Annotated in this window: 14 protein-coding genes and 3 tRNA genes; 12 read left to right on the top strand and 5 right to left on the bottom strand. The window is 65.9% G+C overall.

The features are described from left to right. Positions 1-165 precede the first annotated feature (165 nt). Together AC3FOF_RS30590 and AC3FOF_RS30585 are read left to right on the top strand one after the other, a co-directional pair. Positions 166-2,754, top strand: a complete 2,589-nt coding sequence (locus AC3FOF_RS30590) for a PAS domain S-box protein (protein ID WP_276264572.1) — start codon at positions 166-168, stop codon at positions 2,752-2,754. Positions 2,755-2,933: 179 nt separating this feature from the next. Continuing rightward, positions 2,934-3,566 (top strand): response regulator transcription factor, encoded by a 633-nt coding sequence (locus AC3FOF_RS30585; RefSeq protein WP_017224948.1) that lies wholly within the window; start codon positions 2,934-2,936, stop codon positions 3,564-3,566. A gap of 65 nt (positions 3,567-3,631) precedes the next feature. On the opposite strand, the gene AC3FOF_RS30580 is transcribed toward AC3FOF_RS30585, so the two are convergent. Continuing rightward, the gene (locus tag AC3FOF_RS30580) at positions 3,632-4,273 is read right to left on the bottom strand and encodes a hypothetical protein (RefSeq protein WP_488728769.1); all 642 of its coding nucleotides are present in this window, start codon (positions 4,271-4,273) and stop codon (positions 3,632-3,634) included. A gap of 153 nt (positions 4,274-4,426) precedes the next feature. Between AC3FOF_RS30580 and folD the strand changes: the two genes are divergently transcribed. After that, on the top strand, positions 4,427-5,278 hold the full coding sequence (gene folD, locus AC3FOF_RS30575; protein WP_017224950.1) for a bifunctional methylenetetrahydrofolate dehydrogenase/methenyltetrahydrofolate cyclohydrolase FolD: 852 nt from the start codon (positions 4,427-4,429) through the stop codon (positions 5,276-5,278). Between the two features lie 130 nt (positions 5,279-5,408). Further along, positions 5,409-7,505, top strand: coding sequence for a M3 family metallopeptidase (locus tag AC3FOF_RS30570; RefSeq protein WP_488728726.1), 2,097 nt, complete (start codon positions 5,409-5,411; stop codon positions 7,503-7,505). Between the two features lie 109 nt (positions 7,506-7,614). Here the strand turns inward: AC3FOF_RS30570 and AC3FOF_RS30565 are convergent, their stop codons facing one another. Further along, positions 7,615-8,838, bottom strand: coding sequence for an MFS transporter (locus AC3FOF_RS30565; RefSeq protein WP_488728725.1), 1,224 nt, complete (start codon positions 8,836-8,838; stop codon positions 7,615-7,617). 269 nt (positions 8,839-9,107) lie between these two features. On the opposite strand from AC3FOF_RS30565, the gene hutC reads away from it, so the two are divergent. The 4 genes from hutC to AC3FOF_RS30545 all read left to right on the top strand — a co-directional run bounded on the left by hutC (position 9,108) and on the right by AC3FOF_RS30545 (position 13,482). Beyond that, positions 9,108-9,821 carry a histidine utilization transcriptional repressor HutC gene (gene hutC / locus AC3FOF_RS30560; RefSeq protein WP_017226555.1) on the top strand — a complete coding sequence of 238 codons (714 nt, stop codon included), beginning with the start codon at positions 9,108-9,110 and terminating at the stop codon, positions 9,819-9,821. 480 nt (positions 9,822-10,301) lie between these two features. Beyond that, positions 10,302-11,102, top strand: coding sequence for an exodeoxyribonuclease III (gene xth, locus AC3FOF_RS30555; protein ID WP_017226556.1), 801 nt, complete (start codon positions 10,302-10,304; stop codon positions 11,100-11,102). Positions 11,103-11,230: 128 nt separating this feature from the next. Continuing rightward, positions 11,231-11,680, top strand: coding sequence for a homoprotocatechuate degradation operon regulator HpaR (hpaR, locus tag AC3FOF_RS30550; protein ID WP_488728724.1), 450 nt, complete (start codon positions 11,231-11,233; stop codon positions 11,678-11,680). Further along, positions 11,677-13,482, top strand: coding sequence for a SulP family inorganic anion transporter (locus AC3FOF_RS30545; protein WP_017226558.1), 1,806 nt, complete (start codon positions 11,677-11,679; stop codon positions 13,480-13,482). Before hpaR ends, AC3FOF_RS30545 begins: the two co-directional genes overlap by 4 nt. 187 nt (positions 13,483-13,669) lie before the next feature. Here the strand turns inward: AC3FOF_RS30545 and AC3FOF_RS30540 are convergent, their stop codons facing one another. After that, positions 13,670-13,933 (bottom strand): DUF1488 family protein, encoded by a 264-nt coding sequence (locus tag AC3FOF_RS30540; RefSeq protein ID WP_006159541.1) that lies wholly within the window; start codon positions 13,931-13,933, stop codon positions 13,670-13,672. Between the two features lie 283 nt (positions 13,934-14,216). On the opposite strand from AC3FOF_RS30540, the gene AC3FOF_RS30535 reads away from it, so the two are divergent. Continuing rightward, positions 14,217-14,292: transfer RNA gene (locus AC3FOF_RS30535), tRNA-Lys, on the top strand. 231 nt (positions 14,293-14,523) lie between these two features. Here the strand turns inward: AC3FOF_RS30535 and AC3FOF_RS30530 are convergent. Then, positions 14,524-15,909: an 8-oxoguanine deaminase gene (locus AC3FOF_RS30530; RefSeq protein ID WP_488728723.1), complete on the bottom strand. Its 1,386-nt coding sequence runs from the start codon at positions 15,907-15,909 to the stop codon at positions 14,524-14,526. A 204-nt stretch (positions 15,910-16,113) separates the two neighbouring features. After that, positions 16,114-17,022 carry a LysR substrate-binding domain-containing protein gene (locus AC3FOF_RS30525; RefSeq protein ID WP_017226560.1) on the bottom strand — a complete coding sequence of 303 codons (909 nt, stop codon included), beginning with the start codon at positions 17,020-17,022 and terminating at the stop codon, positions 16,114-16,116. A gap of 193 nt (positions 17,023-17,215) precedes the next feature. Here AC3FOF_RS30525 and AC3FOF_RS30520 point away from each other — a divergent pair. The 3 genes from AC3FOF_RS30520 to AC3FOF_RS30510 all read left to right on the top strand — a co-directional run bounded on the left by AC3FOF_RS30520 (position 17,216) and on the right by AC3FOF_RS30510 (position 18,876). Next, positions 17,216-17,291 (top strand) — tRNA-Lys (locus tag AC3FOF_RS30520). 165 nt (positions 17,292-17,456) lie between these two features. Beyond that, positions 17,457-17,532 (top strand) — tRNA-Lys (locus AC3FOF_RS30515). Positions 17,533-17,638: 106 nt separating this feature from the next. Further along, a protein-coding gene (locus tag AC3FOF_RS30510; RefSeq protein WP_488725926.1) for an IS3 family transposase occupies positions 17,639-18,876 on the top strand; the annotation gives its coding sequence in 2 pieces (ribosomal slippage) (positions 17,639-17,990 and positions 17,990-18,876; 1,239 coding nt in all). Positions 18,877-18,925: the final 49 nt, after the last annotated feature.

The following is an 18,925-nucleotide window of genomic DNA, read 5'->3' as shown; positions in this document are numbered from 1 at the left end:
GAAATATTGCGGCAGCGCACCACAAATCCGCGCCAGCCCTTGCTCCCAAACGCGATCCGCCGCGCCCGCCTACGGCTGCCATGCCGCACTGCCGCATTGGCGCTTACCCCAAGCGACGCGCAGCTGCAATCCCGCTACACTGGTCGGTCAGTCGTCAATCCCGCCATGCCGTCCCTCAAAGATTTCTTTTCCCACCTCCGCGCTGCTGTCGTCCCCCCCACCGCCTCCGGCACCGCCAAGGCGAGCGGTAGCGACCCCGCGCTGGTCGCCCCATCCAGCCCGCTGACACCCCTCGATCCGCTCGGCCACACGGACGAACCCGCTGCCGTCAACGGACCGCCGCGCGGACTGTGGTGGCTGCGCTGGCGCAACCTGGTGGCGACCAGCTGGTTCATGTTCATCCCGCTGATCGCCATCGTGCTGTTCACGGTGGCGATGGGGGTGATCCTGTGGTCGCTGCATGAAACCGAGCGCCAGCAGCAACGCGACGCGCTCTACCGCGACGCCGCCTGGGCCCAGCAGCGGGTACGCCTGTCGCTGCTGAGCAACCAGGACCAGTTGGCTTCGCTGGCGCGCGATATCGCCGCGGCGCAACTGGACCAGGGCGCCTACCGCACCGCCGCGCAGGAAATCCTGCGTGAAAACCCCGAGATCGTCTTCGTCAACTGGCTGGACGCCACCCGGCGCGGGCGCTGGTCGCTGCCCTCCACCTCCGAGTTTGCCGGCCGCCTGCGCGAAACGCAGGACCAGCCGCTGGAGCCCGAGGTGCTCGACACCTTCGACGCCGCCCGCGAAACCCAGCGCGTGGTGTACTCGCGCCCGCTGGTCAACGACCGCGGCGACAGCTTCATGCTGATGGAAGTGCCGATCGTGCGGGACAACGAGTTCCTGGGCACGCTCGGCGCGCTCTACTCGGTCAACGGCATCCTGACCCACCTGCTGCCGCCGGAGCTGACCGAGCGCTACCGCTTTTCGCTGATCGACAAGAACAACCAGATCCGCGCCAGCACGTCGCTGCGGCCGGTGCCGGGCAACGCGCTGTCCTACGAGGTGCTGCTCGACCCGCCCGGGCATTCGCTGTCGCTGCGCGCCGATGCCTATCCGCCCGCCTCCAACCTGCCCAACAATATGCTGCTGTGGCTGGTGGTCGGGCTGTCCTGCTTCCTGCTGTGGAGCCTGTGGAGCATGTGGCGGCATACCAGCCGGCGCTCGGAGGCGCAGCGCGCGCTGCTGGCCGAGACCTCGTTCCGGCGGGCAATGGAAAACTCCATGCTGATCGGGCTGCGCGCGCTCGACCTGAACGGCCGCATCACTTACGTCAATCCCGCCTTCTGCCGCATGACCGGCTGGCAGGATGCCGACCTGGTCGGCCGCGTGCCGCCCTTTCCCTACTGGCCGCCCAACGACCAGCAGGAAATGCAGAAGCAGATCGACCTGACGCTGCAGGGCAAGTCGCCCGCCGGCGGCTATGAAATGCGCGTGATGCGCCGTGACGGCAGCAGCTTCTACGCCCGCATGTATGTGTCGCCGCTGGTGGACAGCCGCGGCCGCCACACCGGCTGGATGAGCTCGATGACCGATATCACCGAGCCCAAGCGCGCCCGCGAAGAACTCGCCGCCGCCCACGACCGCTTCACCACGGTGCTGGAGAGCCTGGACGCCGCGGTGTCCGTGCTGGCCACCGACAAGCCCGAACTGCTGTTCGCCAACCGCTACTACCGCCAGCTGTTCGGCTGGGAAGCCGAAGGCCACCTGAAGCTGGCGGGCGGCGAAGTCGACAAGGAGCAGGTCTCCAGCGACGCCACCGACTTCGTCGACGCCTATGCCGGCCTGCCGGCCTCGGAGCTGATGCCCTACTCGTCGGATGCGCGCGAAGTCTTCGTGCCGGATATGCAGAAATGGTTCGAAGTGCGCCGCCGCTATATCCAGTGGGTGGACGGCCACCTGGCACAGATGCAGATCGCCACCGACATCACGGTGCGCAAGGCCGCCGAGGAAATGACGCGCCAGCATGAGGAGCGCCTGCAGTTCACCAGCCGCCTGACCACCATGGGCGAAATGGCGTCATCGCTGGCGCACGAGCTGAACCAGCCGCTGGCGGCCATCAACAACTATTGCATGGGCGCGGTGGCGCGGCTGAACTCCGGGCGGAGCACCGCCGAGGACCTGATCCCCATCCTGGAAAAGACCTCGGCACAGGCGGTCCGCGCCGGCACCATCATCAGCCGCATCCGTGGCTTCGTGAAGCGCAGCCAGCCCCAGCGGCGCGAAGCCGCGCTGCACGACATCGTGGCCGATGCGGTCGGGCTGGCGGACCTGGAAGCCACCCGGCGGCGCGTCACCATCCTGACCCGCCTGCCCGCGCCGCCGGTGCTGCTGTTCGTCGATCCGGTGCTGATCGAGCAAGTGCTGGTCAACCTGCTCAAGAACGCCGTCGAGGCCATGGCCGGGCTGCCGGCGATGCGCGCCACCGGCGTGGTGCGCCTGCACGCGCGGGTAGAGCCGGGCGAGTTCGGGCAGAACATGCGCATCGATGTGATCGACCAGGGTCCCGGCGTCGACGAAGCCACCAAGGAACGGCTGTTCGAGCCCTTCTTCAGCACCAAGTCCGACGGCATGGGGATGGGACTGAATATCTGCCGCTCCATCATCGAATCCCACCAGGGCCGGCTGTGGGTGGAGAACAATGCCGACGGCATCGGCTGCACCTTCAAGATCATGCTGCCGCTGCATCCGGCGGTGATCGACCAGTAGCCATGGCCATGGCGCCAAAACCGTAGTCCACGGGAGCCCGGCCGCGCTCCCCGCACCGGCGGGGCGCCTGCCTGGCGCACCGCCCCCTCACGATCGCGGGCGCCGCAAACGGCCCCTGTTGCTTGCCGCCCGGCCCGGTTACACTTGGCGGCAAATGACTTTGACGTCCAGGAGACTTCATGACCGTAACGCCAAACCCCACCTCCCACCGCGGCGAGACCGTCTTCATCGTCGACGACGATGAAGCCATGCGCGACTCGCTGACCTGGCTGCTGGAGGGCAATGGCTACCAGGTTCGCAGCTTTACCAGCGCCGAACAGTTCCTTTCCGCCTACGACGCAGGCCAGGTCTCCTGCCTGATCCTCGACGTGCGGATGCCGGGCATGAGCGGGCCCGAGCTGCAGGAACGCATGATCGCGGAAAACATCAATATCCCGATCGTCTTCATCACCGGCCACGGCGACGTGCCGATGGCGGTCTCCACCATGAAAAAGGGCGCGATCGACTTCATCGAGAAACCCTTCGACGAATCCGAACTGCGCTCGCTGGTGGAGCGCATGCTGCAGAAAGCCCGTACCGACCATTCCGCCGCCCGCGAGCAGCGCGCCGCCAAGGACCTGCTGGGCAAGCTCACCACGCGCGAGCAGCAGGTGCTGGAACGCATCGTGGCCGGACGCCTGAACAAGCAGATCGCCGACGATCTGGGCATTTCCATCAAGACCGTGGAAGCGCATCGCGCCAACATCATGGAAAAGCTCAACGTCAACACCGTGGCCGACCTGCTGCGACTGGCCCTGTCCAAGAACACCTGAGACGAGCCACCTGGACACGCGCCGCAAGGCAGCCACCCCCCTCTCCGGCGGGACCGGCTGCCGGCTCAGTTCCCGAGGTACTCCTCATCCCGGAAGGTCACGACCCATTCCGGTTTGTAGACCACGAACACCGCCACCAGCATGCCCGTCAGGAAGGCCTCGCCAAAAGCCAGGATCAGTACCGCGATCAGCGTGTCAGGCAAGGACAACACGCTGCCGCCCGCACTGTAGCTGCGCCACAGCGCCCTGGCCGCGCCGGCCCCCAGCGCGGCCAGCCCGGCGGTGAAATAGCCGTGCCCCAGGATGAAGACAAAGGGATGGCGCGGCAACAGCCGGCGCATCGCGCCCTGCAGCGCCGCCGACAGCAAGGCCGGCAGCAGCCCCATCCAGACATAGCGCGGCCAGAGCAACGCCCAGTCCAGCTGGGCCCAGCCCTGTCCCGCCAGGTAGCCGAGCCCCAGCCAGGACACCAGGTCCACCACGAACAGCGACAGCAATGCCAGCGGCAGCCCGAACAGGGTCACCATCAGGGTGGCGCCGAACAACTGGATCACCAGCCCGCCCGGCAGCGTCGCCCTGACCGTCCATAGCAGCGCCAGCAGCACCAGCCCGCCCAGCCAGCCATGCTGCAAGGCGTCGCGCCGGAGCCAGTGCCAGGGACGCCGGCTCAGCGCCCAGGCCAGCCCGGCCAGGCACAGGGCGATCATCACCGCTTGCTCGGCACGGCCGGGCTGTGCGGTCAACGCAAGGAGAGAGGTCAGGGCGTGCATCCGGACATGCTACCAGCGCGCCGCCCCACTTCGCCCCGGGTCGCGTCAACCTTTATAATTCCGCTTTGACCACCTCCAGCGCCCATCTCCATGCCAGCCCACCTCATCGACGGCAACGCCCTTGCCAAGCAACTCCGCACCGAAGCCGCCCAGCGTGCCGCCCGTCTCACCGAACGCGGCCACCGGCCCGGTCTGGCCGTGGTCCTGGTAGGCGATGACCAGGCTAGCCAGGTCTATGTGCGCAACAAGGTGAAGGCCTGCGACGACAACGGCTTCCATTCCTCGCTCGACCGCTATCCGGCCGACCTGTCCGAGGCCGACCTGCTGGCCCGCATCGACGCCCTGAACCGCGACCCGAACATCCACGGCATCCTGGTGCAGTTGCCGCTACCCAAGCATATCGACAGCCACAAGGTGCTCGAAGCCATCGCCCCGGAAAAGGACGTGGACGGTTTCCACGTGGCCAATGCCGGCGCCCTGATGACCGGCGCGCCGCTGTTCCGCCCGTGCACGCCATATGGCTGCATGAAGATGCTGGAATCGGTCCAGTTCCCGCTGCGCGGCGCCCGTGCCGTGGTGGTCGGCGCATCGAATATCGTCGGCAAGCCGATGGCGATGCTGCTGCTGCAGGCCGGCGCCACCGTCACCATCTGCAATAGCAAGACGCGCGACCTGGCCGCCCACACCCGCGATGCCGACGTCATCGTGGCCGCCGTGGGCCGGCGCAATATCATCACCGCCGACATGGTGAAGCCCGGTGCGGCCGTGATCGACGTGGGCATGAACCGCGACGACAACGGCAAGCTGTGCGGCGACGTCGATTTCAACGGCGTGAAGGAAGTGGCCGGCTACATCACCCCGGTACCGGGTGGCGTGGGCCCGATGACCATTACGATGCTGCTGATCAACACGCTGGAAGCCGCCGAGCGCGCCGCCGGCTGAGGCCGCCCCCGCGGCCCGGACCAGGCGGCGCCCGCGCCATGCGCGCACGAGCCGCCCGGCACTGGAAAACCTGCCGCCCCGCCCCAATGTGCGGGGTATTGCCTTTACCGGCCCTGCCAAGAGAGACGTCATGGACCAAGCCGCCAATCAAGCCAACGCCGCCAACCCGCTGCTGGATTTCTCCGACCTGCCGCGTTTCTCCGAGATCCGCCCTGAACATATCGGGCCGGCGCTGGATACACTGCTGGCCACCGCGCAGGCCGCCGTCGACCGCGCCGAGGAACCCGCCACCGAAGCCACCTGGGCCAATGCCGTGGAAGCGCTGGAAGCCGCCACCGAGCCGCTCGGCCGGGCCTGGGGCGTGGTCGGCCACCTGAGCGCCGTGGCGGATACGCCGGCGTTGCGCCAGGCGCATGCCGACAACCTGCCGCGCATGACCGAATTCTGGTCCTCGCTGGGCCAGAGCCTCGCGCTCTACGACAAATACAAGGCCATCGCCGCCGGCCCGGCATTCGCCACCATGAGCGCGGCCCGCCGCCAGCTGATGGAAAACGAGCTGCGCGGCTTCCGCCTGGGCGGCGCCGAGCTGCCCGAAGACAAGAAGCCCCGCTTCGCCGCGATCCAGGAACAGCAGGCCCAGTTGTCCAAGGCCTTCTCCGACCACGTGCTCGATGCCACCAATGCCTATGCGCTGCTGATCGAGGACGAAAGCCGCTTGAGCGGCGTGCCTGAAGATGCACTGGAAGCCGCGCGCCACGCCGCCGAGAAAGACGGCAAGCCGGGCTGGAAATTCACCCTGCACTTCCCGTCCTACTTCCCCGTGCTGCAATACGCGGACGACCGCACGCTGCGCCAGACCATGTACGAAGCCAGCGTCACCCGCGCCTCGGACCTCGGCCCGCAGTACAGCCAGGGCAAGGCCGAGTGGGACAACACCGAAAACATGCGCGAGCAGTTGGCGCTGCGCCGGGAGGAAGCCCTGCTGCTCGGCTACGCCTCCTTCGGCGAGGTCTCGCTGGTGCCCAAGATGGCGGAATCCCCGGCGGAAGTGCTGCGCTTCCTGGACGAACTGGCCGCCAAGGCCCGTCCGTTCGCCGAGCAGGACTGGACCGAACTCAAGGCCTTCGCGGCCGCCGAACTTGGGCTGGCCGAACTGGCGCCCTGGGACATCGCCTACGCTTCGGAAAGGCTGCGCCAGCAGCGCTATGCCTTCTCGGAGCAGGAGGTCAAGCAATACTTCCCCGAGCCCCAGGTGCTCAAAGGCCTGTTCGGCGTAGTGGAAAAGCTGTTCTCGGTGCGCATCGAGGCGGACCAGGCCCAGACCTGGCATGAGGACGCGCGCTTCTTCCGTGTGGTATCGCCCGAGGGAGAACTGCTGGCGCAGTTCTACATCGACCTGTACGCCCGCGAAGGCAAGCGCGGCGGCGCGTGGATGGACGACGCGCGCGGCCGCAAGCTGCTCGACGGCGGCCGCGTGCAGACCCCGGTGGCCTACCTGACCTGCAACTTCACGGCGCCGGTGGGTGGCAAGCCTGCGCTGTTCACCCACGATGAAGTGATCACGCTGTTCCATGAGTTCGGCCACGGGCTGCACCATATGCTGACCCAGGTGGGCGAACTGGGCGTGTCGGGCATCAACGGCGTGGAGTGGGATGCAGTCGAACTGCCCTCGCAATTCATGGAGAACTTCTGCTGGGAATACGAAGTGCTGGCCGACATGACCTCGCACGTCGACAGCGGCCAGCCGCTGCCGCGCACGCTGTTCGAGCGCATGCTGGCCGCCAAGAACTTCCAGAACGGCATGATGACGCTGCGCCAGATCGTGTTCTCGTCCTTCGACATGCACCTGCACACCGACTTCGACCCGGCCGGCGAGAAATCGGTGCTGGCGCTGTCCCGGGAGATCAACGACCGGGCGCACGTGGTGCCGCAGCATCCGCTCTCGCGCTGGCCGAATACCTTCAGCCATGTGTTCGCGGGCGGCTATGCCGCCGGCTACTACAGCTACAAGTGGGCTGAGGTGCTGTCCGCCGACGTGTATGCGGCGTTCGAGGAAGCCGCCCGGCTTTCGGGCACGGTGCTGGACGCCGAGACCGGGGCGCGCTACCGCCGCGAGATCCTCTCGGTCGGCGGCAGCCGCCCGGCGATGGAATCCTTCACGGCATTCCGCGGCCGCGCGCCGCAGATCGACGCACTGCTGCGCCACGGCGGCATGGCCGTGGCGTAAGAAGGGGGGCTGGCGGCATCACGCAGGCCCTCTTCCCAACCCTCGCCGTGGTGGAACAGGCAACGGAAGCGGACAACGAAGGCAGCTCACATCGGGCTGCCTTTCTTCTTTATTGGCGGCTGGCGCGCGCGATGCATGCGGCCGACACCAGCGCGCACAAGCCGCTGGCTGCGATCGCGGCGGAGTAGTTGCCATAGGCATCGAAGAGCCAGCCCGCGAAACTGCCGCCGGCCATCGCGGCTATCCCAACAGCGATGTACAGCGCACCCAGGATCGCGCCAAGGTTCGCCGTGCCGAACCACGCCGCGGCGAGTGCGGGATACAGAGAAATGCAGCCACCGTTCGCCGCGCCGAACAGCACGGCAAACACCGCCAGCGCCGGAAAGCTCGCCGCGCCGAACCACACGCCGTTGAGTGCGGCCAGCATCAGGGTCAGCCACACCAGCAGGCGGCCGGGACCAAGGCGGTCGCCCAGTCCGCCCAGCAAGAGGCGGCCCAGGATATTGCCAACGCCCACCAGGCCGATCAGCAGGTTGCCTCCCGCGGCGGAAATGCCGTGCTGCCGCGCATAAGGGTGAATGTGGACCAGCGCCGCGAACAGACCGACGGAGCCCAGCAGGATCGCCGCGAACATCCACCAGAATCGCCCGCCGCGCGCCGCCTGCGACAGGCGCATCCCTGACTGCTGGCTGCCCGTGGCCCTGCCGGGCGCGGGCGGGTCTCCATCGGGATACTGGCCAGCCTCCTGCGGGCTACCCCTCACCAGCCATGCCATCGCCAGGCCGGTCACGGCGATGGCCAGCGCGAAACAGCGCATCGTCGCCTGCCAGGACATATGCTCCATCAGCAAGCCGGCCATCACCGGCCCGACGAAGGTGCCAAGCCCGGTGCCTGCCAGCGCCAGGCCCGACGCCCTGCTGCGATGCCTGACGAACCAGCGCTGGACCGCCGTCACCGCCGGCACGTAGACCAGGCCTACGCCCAGGCCGACCAGTGAGCAGAAGGCCATCAGGAAGCTGGCCAGCGACGCCGTGACGGTGCTGGCAATGCCGAAGCCCAGCGCCAGCAGCACAACCCCCATGCCGACTACCAGGCGCGTTGAACTGCGATCGGCCAGGGATCCCGCGAACACGCCAACCACGTAGTAGATCAGCGCGGTGAACGAGAACACCGACGCCGTGGACGAACTCCCTGCCTGGAAGCCTTCCTGGATGCTTGCGAAGAAGGCACCGAACGAATACGCGGCGCCGAAGATCAGCGCCAGCAGCACGTGCGCCGCGCCCACGACATACCAGCCCGGGAAGATTCCCGTTCTTGCTCCCGTTGTTGTCATTGCCATATCCCCTCCAATGGCGGCTTTGGTGCCGCTTCATGTCTCCCGGTGTCCCGGTCTCTGTTGTTTCGCCACGCAGTTCACGCCACATTGTGCAAAATGACTATAAATGACTATTCTTGTCTATACAAGATGGATTAATAAATCGCAGCCAGGGGCCGCCACGTTCGATTGCGCTTCCGGCCAGGCGTGGAGAGGCCCCGCTGCGCCGGTCAAACCAGCGGCTGCGCCAATTGGCTAGACAAGCCCCGTCAAGTAATATGCGTGCCATGACCTATCTGCCTCCCGCCGCCGCCTACGCGCATATCAAGAACTACCTGAAGGAGGGGCTCAGCGCCGGCCGCTGGCCGCCCGGCACCCTGATGCCGTCGGAATCCGAGCTGGTCACCCAGTTCAGCGTCAGCCGCATGACCGCCAACCGCGCGGTGCGCGAACTGCAGGCGGAAGGACTGGTGGAGCGCGTGCAGGGTGTCGGCACATTCGCCACCCAGCCCTACCGGGCGTCGTCCACCCTGACCATCCGCGACTTGCACGACGAGATCACGGAGCGGGGCCACCGGCACCGCTCCGAGGTGCACCTGGCGCGCGCGGAAGCGGTCAGCGAGGCGCTCGCGCAGCGCATGGGCCTGCCGGCGGGCAGCGAGGTCTTCCACACCTTGATCGTGCACAGCGAGAACGGCGTGCCCCTGCTCTGCGAGGACCGCTACGTCAACCCCGCCCGCGCGCCCGACTACCTCAGCGTGGATTTCACCAGGACCACGCCGACCAACTACCTGCTGACCGTGGCGCCGCTATGGGAGGCGCAGTATTCGATCGAGGCCCAGCTGCCCACCGCGGAAGAAGCACAGTTGCTGGGCGTCAAGCCGTCGGAGCCCTGCCTGATCGTGGTCCGCCGCACGGAGAGCCAGGGCTCACCGATCACGCTGGCACGGCTGGTGCATCCGGGGTCGCGCTATACCATCGAAGGCTCGTTCAAACCCTGAGCGTGGTCTTCGTCGATACGCCCGTCCGCATCAGCGCCTCCAGCAAGCGGCTCGTGGAGGCAATGCAATGCTGCTGCGAGGCCTGCCGCCCAGCACGGCGCGGGCGTCCTGCCGCACGATCCACTGGTGCCACCGGCCAGGCTGACCGAGGGCCGGGCCTGGCTGATTGCCGGCTGGGCGCCGGATGCGTGGTGCCTGGCGCCGTTTTCTCCGGTTTCCGCATGCTGCGGCGATACCGTCCGGCTGCCATGGAAGCGTGAGCGGTAAACATGCCGCAAACGGCATTCCAGGCTCACCCACGCCCGAGAACCGGACAAGCGCACCACGCATCCCCACAATCGGGCCGGCTCACGCGACAATCTAGCCTGAACGCCAAGAACTCGCACATTGACCGGGGAGGCCTGCCGGCTTTGCAGGCATTTGCAGCCGGGCTCCTCTGAATCATCAACAATGCTAGCAATAAGGATGGATAGCCCAACCATGAGAATCGCCACCTGGAACGTCAACTCGCTCAAGGTCCGGCTGCCGCAGGTGCTGGACTGGCTGCTGGAGCAGGAAAAAGCCGAAACCCCGATCGATGCCCTGTGCCTGCAGGAGCTGAAGATGCCGGACGACAAGTACCCGCTGGCCGAACTGGAAAGCGCGGGCTTTCACAGCGTGTTCACCGGCCAGAAGACCTATAACGGCGTAGCCATCCTGGCGCGCAACGCGACCATGGCCACGCCCGCCGACGTGGTGCGCAACATTCCCGGCTACGACGACCCCCAACAGCGCGTGGTGGCGGCCACCTATGGCGACGTGCGCCTGGTGTGCGCCTATTTCCCCAATGGCCAGGCGCCGGATTCCGACAAGTTCACCTATAAGCTGGGCTGGCTGCAGGCGATGACGGCATGGCTGCAGGCGGAGATGGCGAAGTACCCGAAGCTCGCGCTGCTGGGCGATTTCAATATCGCGCCGGAAGACCGCGATGTGCACGACCCCAAGAAATGGGAAGGCCAGAACCTGGTGTCGCCGCCGGAACGGGACGCTTTCAAGGCGCTGCAAGCGCTCGGCCTGGCCGATGCGTTCCGCCTGTTCGAACAGCCCGAGAAGAGTTTCTCCTGGTGGGATTACCGCATGTTCGCCTTCCGCCGCAACGCCGGCCTGCGCATCGACCACATCCTGCTGTCTCCGGCCTTGCGCGACGTGTGCCACGCCTGCGTGATCGATCGCGTGCCGCGCACCTGGGAGCAGCCGTCGGACCACACGCCGGTGGTGGCCACGCTCGCCACCGGCGCATAGCGAATAGGCCGCGAGGGGTGCGGATGGCCTGGAATGGCGGGCCGAAGCGCTAAGCCGAAGACCACGTTCAGGCTATCCGGGTAGCCACCGGCTCGCGTCCGGGCAGCCGCGCGGCTACACTTGCGGGCATGAAACCGGCTACCTTCCGCCATCGCAACCTTCCCCACCTGCTGCTGCAAGCACGCGAAACGCTGATGGCGGGCTTTCGGCCCATCCTGCGCCAGCACGGCATGACCGAGCAGCAATGGCGCGTGGTGCGTACCCTCAACGAGCAGGGCGAAATGGAGCCCAACCAGCTGGCCGATGCCTGCCTGATCCTGAGCCCCAGCCTGACGCGCATGCTCTCCAGCATGGCGGAGGCGGGCCTGATCCTGCGCTCCCGCTCCACTACCGACCAGCGCCGCCAGCTGATCTCGCTGACCGACAAATGCCGCGACATGATCGCGGAGATGGAACCGCTGATCGACCGCCGCTACGAGGAACTGGAGCAGATGATCGGCGCCGAACGCCTGGTCAAGGTCTACGGCGCGCTCGACGAACTGCTGGATAGCTTCAACGAACAAGACCGGTGCGCATGAACATCCCCGCCGCCGCGGGTAGCATGCTGGAGCGCCTGCTGCCGGCATGGCGCCACCGCGTCGGTCCGGCCAGCTTGCGCGCGGATCTGGTGGCCGGCCTGCTCGGCGCCGTGCTGGTGCTGCCGCAGGGCGTGGCGTTCGCCACCCTGGCCGGTTTGCCGCCGCAGTACGGCATCTACGCGGCGGTCATTCCCTGCATCGTGGCTGCCTTGTTTGGCTCAAGCTGGCATGTGATGTCCGGCCCGACCAACGCCAACTCCCTGGCGTTATTCGCCATGCTGAGCCCGGTTGCCTTCGCCGGCAGTCCCGAGTACATCAACCTGGCGCTGGCCGTCACCATCATGGTCGGCTTGCTGCAACTCGCCGTGGGCACCCTGCGCCTCGGCTCGCTGGCCAATTTCATCTCGCCGTCGGTGCTGCTCGGCTTCACCTGCGGCGCAGCCACGCTGATCGGACTCTATGCGCTCAAGGACCTGTTTGGCCTGTCGGTGCCCACCGGCACCAGCGCATTCGGCGTAGTGCGCTTCCTGCTCGGCAATGCTGCCACCGTCAACTGGAGCGCATTCACCGTGGCCGCGGTCACGCTGGCGGTGACGGTCGCCGCCAAACGCATCTCCCGCCGCCTGCCGTTCATGCTGATCGGTCTGCTGGCCGGCTATGGCGTCGCGCTGCTGCTCAATGCACCAGGCTGGAGCGCAGGCGCGCGCCATGTCAATGTGGTCGGCCCGATTCCCTCTGCCATTCCGCCCTTCCATCTTCCCGAAATCTCCTGGCAGGCCATCCCCGACCTGCTGGGTATCGCCGCGGCACTCACCATCGTTGCGCTCGGCCAGTCGATCTCGATCGCCAAGGCGGTGGCGCTGCGCTCGGGCCAGCACATCGACGCGAACCGCGAGTTCATCGGCCAGGGCCTGTCGAATATCGCGGGTGGCCTGTTCTCCGCCTATATCTCCTGCGGCTCGCTAAACCGCTCGATGCCGAATTACGAAGCCGGCGCGAAGACGCCGCTGGCCAGCATCTTCTCCGCCTTGCTCCTGGTCGTGCTGGTCACGGCCAGCGCCCCGCTGCTGGCGCAGATTCCGCTCGCGGCCATCTCCGCCATGCTCCTGCTGGTGGCCTGGGGCCTGTTCGATCTGGCCCGCCTGCGGCGCATCGCCAGCCTGAGCCGCACCGAATTCGTCATCGCCGTCAGCACCTATGCCGCTACGCTGGCCATCCGCCTGGAGATGGCGGTCCTGCTCGGTACCATCCTGTCGCTGGTCGCCCATCTCTACCGCACCTCGCGGCCGGCCGTGCGCAGCCTGGTACCGGATGCGGATGACCCCGGCCGGCGCTTCACACCGCTGGACGAACTGCACCGGCCACAGCCGGAATGCCCCCAGCTCAAGCTGCTGCGCATGGAAGGCGCGATCTACTTCGGCGCCGTCCAGTACGTCACCGACCGCCTGCACGAGGCGCGCCGTGCCCATCCCGGCCAGATCCATCTGCTGGCCATGACCAAGAGCATGAATTTCATCGACCTGGCGGGTGCCGAGATGTGGGAAAGCGAACTCGCGGAACGCCGTGCCACCGGCGGCGACCTGTATTTCCACCGCCCGCGCACGCAGGTTCTGCAATGCTGGGATCAGACCGGCTTCGCCTCGAAGCTGGGCGAGGGACACATCTTCTCGACCAAGCGGCAGGCGCTGCACACCATCATTGCCCATCTCGATGCCGGCGTGTGCGCGGGATGCCAGGCTCGTATCTTCGAGGAATGCGCAGGCCGTCCGGGCGGAGCGCTGTATCAAGCGCAGCCAGCCTGACGGCGGCACCACCGCGCCGGGCTGCATCAGGCGGAAGCACGATCACGCCTGGGCGAATGCATTGAAAACGGGTGAGGTCACAAAGAAAAACGCCGGCGTATAACCGGCGCGGGGCGGCGAGAAGCCGCGATAACATGAAGCGGTCGCCCGGGATCGGACCGATGACCGGCCCGGACTGAGACTGGCTTCAGAGCGGCGCCACATGGGCGCGCTTGACTACCACGGGCTGGGCTGCGCCCTGCTCGATCAGCACCACCGCGGCACGCTCGATCGTTTCGCGTCCCGCGCGGAATGCCTCTTCAAGCGACAGCACCTGGTCGGCACTGAAGCCTTCCCACAGCGCTTCGCGGGTCACCACACAGGTAACCGGTTGGCCGTCGACAACGGCGTGAAATAGCAAGCCTTCATTGTTGATATCGTAACGCTCTTGCTCTTGGAACTTGATATCCATCGGTAAAGCCCTCCATTGCAAGTGAAGATTCATCCTAACATGGCTCGGCCCGACTCGTCCGCAAAGGCCTACACCTCGCTCGCCCACAGACCGCCGAAGCCACGCGCGAGTTCCCGTGCCCTCGGCGCCTGCCCGGAGAACACGATCAAGCCGTCGGGTATCACCCATCGCCGGAAGAACGATAGGCAAGCGCACGCCACATGCGCAAGCACGGCGCGCGCAAGAAAAACTTCACCGGCCCTTTGACAAATTCAAAAACGATGATAGAATCTCGTTCTTCGTTGGGGCGTTAGCTCAGTTGGTAGAGCAGCGGACTCTTAATCCGTAGGTCGAGTGTTCGAGTCACTCACGCCCCACCAGCGCATTTCGAAAAAGCCGGGAGCAGCAATGCTTCCGGCTTTTTTCATTGGCGCGACGCGCATGCCAGCGCTACTGCCCCACGCAGCCTACAAAAATCCCACAAAAAAAAGCCCGCGATCAAGCGGGCCTGAGAAGGGTCAGGGGCGTTCAGGGAACGTCCCGGCAACAAGTCTGAATACATAGCAGATATGGCGCAGCCCCACTCGAGTGGGGTCGCGCACGCGCCGCATTCAGATATCGCCTGCGCGCTCGAACAAGGCGCGCGCGAGATCGCGGTGCCGCACCAGGATCCGCGGCAGCTCCACCGTGAGCAACTCGCCGTCGCGCACCACCACACGACCATTGATCACGCTGGTGACCACGTTGCCCGGCGTGCAGAAAACGAGCGCCGCCACCGGATCGTGGCCAGCGCCGGCGTAACCCACCTGCCCCATGTCGAAGGATACGAAATCGGCCGACATGCCGGGCGCCAGCGCGCCGATATCGTCGCGGCCCAGCACCCGCGCGCCGCCCAGCGTGGCGATCTCCAGCGCTTCGCGCGCACTCATGGCAGCGGGCCCGTATCCCACCCGCTGCAACAGCATCGCCTGGCGCATTTCCCCGAGCATATGGGCGCCATCGTTCGAGGCGCTGCCATCCACCCCGAGCCCGACCGGCACGCCGGCATCGCGCATCGCGCGCACGGGCGCAATGCCCGACGCCAGCCGCATGTTGGAGCAAGGGCAATGCGCCACCCCGGTGCCGGTGCGGGCGAACAGTGCGATGCCCTCGTCGTCGAGCTTGACGCAATGCGCATGCCATACGTCGGGGCCCACCCAGCCGAGCTCCTGCGCATACTGCGCGGGCGTCAGCCCGAACTTCTCGCGCGAATAGGCAATGTCGTTGTCGTTCTCGGCGAGATGGGTGTGCATCGACACCCCGTAACTGCGCGCCAGCAACGCCGACTCACGCATCAGGTCGCGCGATACCGAGAACGGCGAGCACGGCGCCACCACCACGCGCAGCATCGCGTGGCGCGAGGCATCGTGGTACTGCTCGATCAGCCTCTGACTGTCCTTGAGGATGGCCTGCTCTTCCTCCACCACCGAATCGGGCGGCAAGCCGCCCTTGCTGCGGCCCACGCTCATCGAGCCGCGCGCGGCGTGGAAGCGCATGCCCATATCGGCCGCCGCGGCGATGGAATCATCCAGCCGCGCGCCATTGGGATAGAGATAGAGATGGTCGCTCGTGGTGGTGCAGCCAGACAGCATCAGCTCGGCCATCGCGGTCCGGGTCGATACATCGATCATCTCCGGCGTCAGGTGCGACCACAACATATACAGATTACTCAGCCAGGAGAACAGCTCGGCGTCCTGCGCCGCGGGCACGGAGCGGGTCAGGCTCTGGTACATGTGATGGTGTGTATTCACGAGGCCGGGGATCACCACCTGCCCCGTCATGTCGAGCACCTCGGCACCCCCTTCCTCGATCAGCCGGCGGTATCGAGGCGGCAACTCGGCGCTGGCGCCAACCCATTCGATCGCCGGGCCCTGCGCAACCAGCGCACCCCCCGCAATTTCGCGGCGTTGCGCATCCATGGTCACCAGGATGTCTGCATTGATGAGGATGAGGGTCATGGCGGGATCTTCGGGTCAGGAACGTGAACGGAAAGGAAACGCGGCGCCGTGGCCGGGGCGCGTCTTCGCGCCGGCGCTTCGGGCGGACCGGCCCCGACAGTCTAGGACGGCGGCGGCGCCTGGCAAAGCATCGAATTCCGGCGACGGTGTGCGCAAAAAAAGCACAATGCCTGGCCAGCCACCAGAGACGCGCGCCGCCGGCCGCTAGCGCGCGCCGGCAAACAGCGCCGCCAGCCCTGCGCCAATCCTGTCGGCCATCAGCGCAGCCGCGGCGCTCAGCGGGTTGCGTGCGCGTGCCACGAGCCGCAGCGTCTGACAGGGCAGCCTGCCGTCACGCAGGGGTACCCAGACCAGCGCACCGCGCGCCCGCTCCTCCAGCACGTCGAGGGGATTCAGGAAAGCAATGCCGGTGCCCAGCATCACCAGGCGCCGCATCAGGGAAGTCGAGGTGGTCTCGGTCACCGGCGAGACGTCGATCATGGCGCGGGCGAAAGCCTCGTCCAGGATGGCGCGGATCGACATCGAGGGCGCGGGCAGGATCAGCGGATAGGCCAGGCACTCGCTTAGCAGCGTCGATGGCTGCCCGGCCAGCGCATGTCCGGGCGCAACCACTGCGCCTATATGCCAGTCGTTGCTGGCAAGAGTGGAAAAGGCGGCCATGTCGGGCAACTCGTAGCCGAGGCCAAGGTCGGCATCGCCGCGCTCGACGGCGCTGACGATTTCCGCCACCGGCAGGTCGACCAGCCGCACCAGGATGCCCGGGTATTGCTGGCGGAATTCATGCACCAGCGCAGGCATCAGCGAACCGGCCAGCCCCGCGGTGGTGACGACGGTCACCTCGCCCTGGCGCACCCCCTTGACGGCCTCGATACGGCTGCGCAACAGCGCGTGCTCTCGCAGCGTGTGACGCACGTGCGCCAGCACCATCTCGCCCAGCGGCGTCAGCCGAAGGCGTTTGTTGATGCGCTCGAAGATCGGCGCACCGAGTTCCGTCTCCAGATCCAGGATCTGCCGGTTGATCGCGCTCGGTGCCACGTGCAGATGCTGCGCGGCCTGGCGGATCGACCCGCGGGTCACCACCTCGTCGAGGTAGCGCAGGACTCTGGCGTGCATGGCGGGCTCCGCATTGAGGGGATTGGTTCGGCGCGGCACCGGACGCCGCTGCCGAGGAGGACGAGCGCATTGTAGCCAATGCGATAAAACGATCCCGGCCACTTGCCGCAAGCGAGCTCACTGCGAAATTCAAACCAACGCAACAAAAGGTGTTGCATTGTCACAATTGGCTTGCTATGATCCTCGGCTCGTTGGGGCGTTAGCTCAGTTGGTAGAGCAGCGGACTCTTAATCCGTAGGTCGAGTGTTCGAGTCACTCACGCCCCACCAACGAATCCAAAAAGCCGGAAGCAGCAGTGCTTCCGGCTTTTTCATTGGCGCATCGGAATGTGCCGATGGCCCGCCCATTTCCCCGCGCAGCAAACCCGGATTCAAACCAACATCACGATAGGTGTTGCATTCCCGCGATGAGTTTGCTATGATTTTCGGCTCGTTGGGGCGTTAGCTCAGTTGGTAGAGCAGCGGACTCTTAATCCGTAGGTCGAGTGTTCGAGTCACTCACGCCCCACCAACGAATCCAAAAAAGCCGGGAGCAGCAATGCTCCCGGCTTTTTTCATTGGCGTGACCCGTCCTGACTAAGGTTGACACTTTCCCCCCAGACAGGAAGGAGAGTCAATTGGAAGCGGTCGAAAAGCGAACTCAGCGGGACTACAGCCTGGCTTTTAAACTAGCGGTGGTGGAGCAGGTCGAAAAAGGCGAATTGACCTACAAGCAGGCCCAACAGCGGTACGGGATCCAGGGGCGCTCGACAGTGCTGGTATGGTTACGCAAGCACGGACTACAGGACTGGAGCGGCTCGTCGTCGCGTAGAGCTGCCAGCACCGCCATGGGAAACGAAACCGACAAGCCACTGACGCCGGAGCAGCGGATCAAGGAATTGGAAGTACAGCTGAAGGAGGCGAACGAGAAGGCTCGCTTGTTTGAGGCCGTGATCGACGTGATCCAGAAGGAGCACGGGGTTCGCATCGTAAAAAAGCCCTCGGGCAGGTCCTCGCGCAAAAGCTCGTCCAAGGGCTGAGCGTCAGCAGGGCCTGCCGCTATGTCGGCATCAGCCGACAGGCATACTACAAACGCCAGCACAGTGAGCGCCTGCGGCTTGAGCGAGACGCCAAGGTTTGCGCCATGGTGACCTACACTCGCCTGCGCCAGCCGCGCTTGGGCACGCGCAAGCTTCAGCACATCTTGCGCTCACCCTTGGCTCAGGCCGGTATCCAGATCGGCCGTGACCGCTTGTTCGACATACTGCGTGCGGCTCGCTTGCTGGTGGCGCCGCAGCGGGCTTATCACAAGACCACGCATAGCCATCATCGCTTCCGGCGACATCCCAACCTGCTCAAGGATGGGCCCCAGAAGGTTGTTCCAACGGGTCCGGAACAGGTCTGGGTGGCTGACATCACGTACTTGCCGACCGCCCAGCGCTTCGTCTACCTAAGCCTGGTGACCGACGCCTACTCTCGCAAGATCGTCGGCTACCACGTGCATGACAGCCTGCAGACCGAGCAGGTGAGCCAGGCGCTGAGGATGGCGCTGCGGGGCCGCAGCACGCGCCAGCCGCTGGTTCACCACTCGGATCGCGGGATCCAGTACTGCTTGACCTACTACCAGGAGATCCATCAGCGCCATGGGCTGATTTGCTCCATGACCGATGGCTACGATTGTTACCAGAATGCCATGGCAGAACGCGTCAACGGCATTCTCAAAAGCGAGTTCTTGCTGCAGCGGCCTGCCGACCTGAAGCAGGCCGCTCGCATGGTCGAACAGTCCATCCGTATCTACAACCGCGAGCGACCGCATCAGTCGCTGAAATACAAAACGCCCAATGAGGTTCATCGGGCGTCTCTTGCTACAACTTGAACGAGCAAACCGCGTGCAGCGGGGTGTCAACCTATGTCAGGACTTGACA

The organism is Cupriavidus sp. 96C5-1, from assembly GCF_057798855.1.
This window is presented reverse-complemented; position numbering and strand designations above follow the sequence as displayed.

What these genes read in the sequence shown, in the direction of transcription:
- AC3FOF_RS30590 (WP_276264572.1), top strand. Translation starts at nt 166, where the DNA reads ATGCCGTCCCTCAAAGATTTCTTTTCCCACCTCCGCGCTGCTGTCGTC.
- AC3FOF_RS30585 (WP_017224948.1), top strand. Translation starts at nt 2,934, where the DNA reads ATGACCGTAACGCCAAACCCCACCTCCCACCGCGGCGAGACCGTCTTC.
- AC3FOF_RS30580 (WP_488728769.1), bottom strand. Translation starts at nt 4,273, where the DNA reads ATGATCGCCCTGTGCCTGGCCGGGCTGGCCTGGGCGCTGAGCCGGCGT.
- folD (WP_017224950.1), top strand. Translation starts at nt 4,427, where the DNA reads ATGCCAGCCCACCTCATCGACGGCAACGCCCTTGCCAAGCAACTCCGC.
- AC3FOF_RS30570 (WP_488728726.1), top strand. Translation starts at nt 5,409, where the DNA reads ATGGACCAAGCCGCCAATCAAGCCAACGCCGCCAACCCGCTGCTGGAT.
- AC3FOF_RS30565 (WP_488728725.1), bottom strand. Translation starts at nt 8,838, where the DNA reads ATGACAACAACGGGAGCAAGAACGGGAATCTTCCCGGGCTGGTATGTC.
- hutC (WP_017226555.1), top strand. Translation starts at nt 9,108, where the DNA reads ATGACCTATCTGCCTCCCGCCGCCGCCTACGCGCATATCAAGAACTAC.
- xth (WP_017226556.1), top strand. Translation starts at nt 10,302, where the DNA reads ATGAGAATCGCCACCTGGAACGTCAACTCGCTCAAGGTCCGGCTGCCG.
- hpaR (WP_488728724.1), top strand. Translation starts at nt 11,231, where the DNA reads ATGAAACCGGCTACCTTCCGCCATCGCAACCTTCCCCACCTGCTGCTG.
- AC3FOF_RS30545 (WP_017226558.1), top strand. Translation starts at nt 11,677, where the DNA reads ATGAACATCCCCGCCGCCGCGGGTAGCATGCTGGAGCGCCTGCTGCCG.
- AC3FOF_RS30540 (WP_006159541.1), bottom strand. Translation starts at nt 13,933, where the DNA reads ATGGATATCAAGTTCCAAGAGCAAGAGCGTTACGATATCAACAATGAA.
- AC3FOF_RS30530 (WP_488728723.1), bottom strand. Translation starts at nt 15,909, where the DNA reads ATGACCCTCATCCTCATCAATGCAGACATCCTGGTGACCATGGATGCG.
- AC3FOF_RS30525 (WP_017226560.1), bottom strand. Translation starts at nt 17,022, where the DNA reads ATGCACGCCAGAGTCCTGCGCTACCTCGACGAGGTGGTGACCCGCGGG.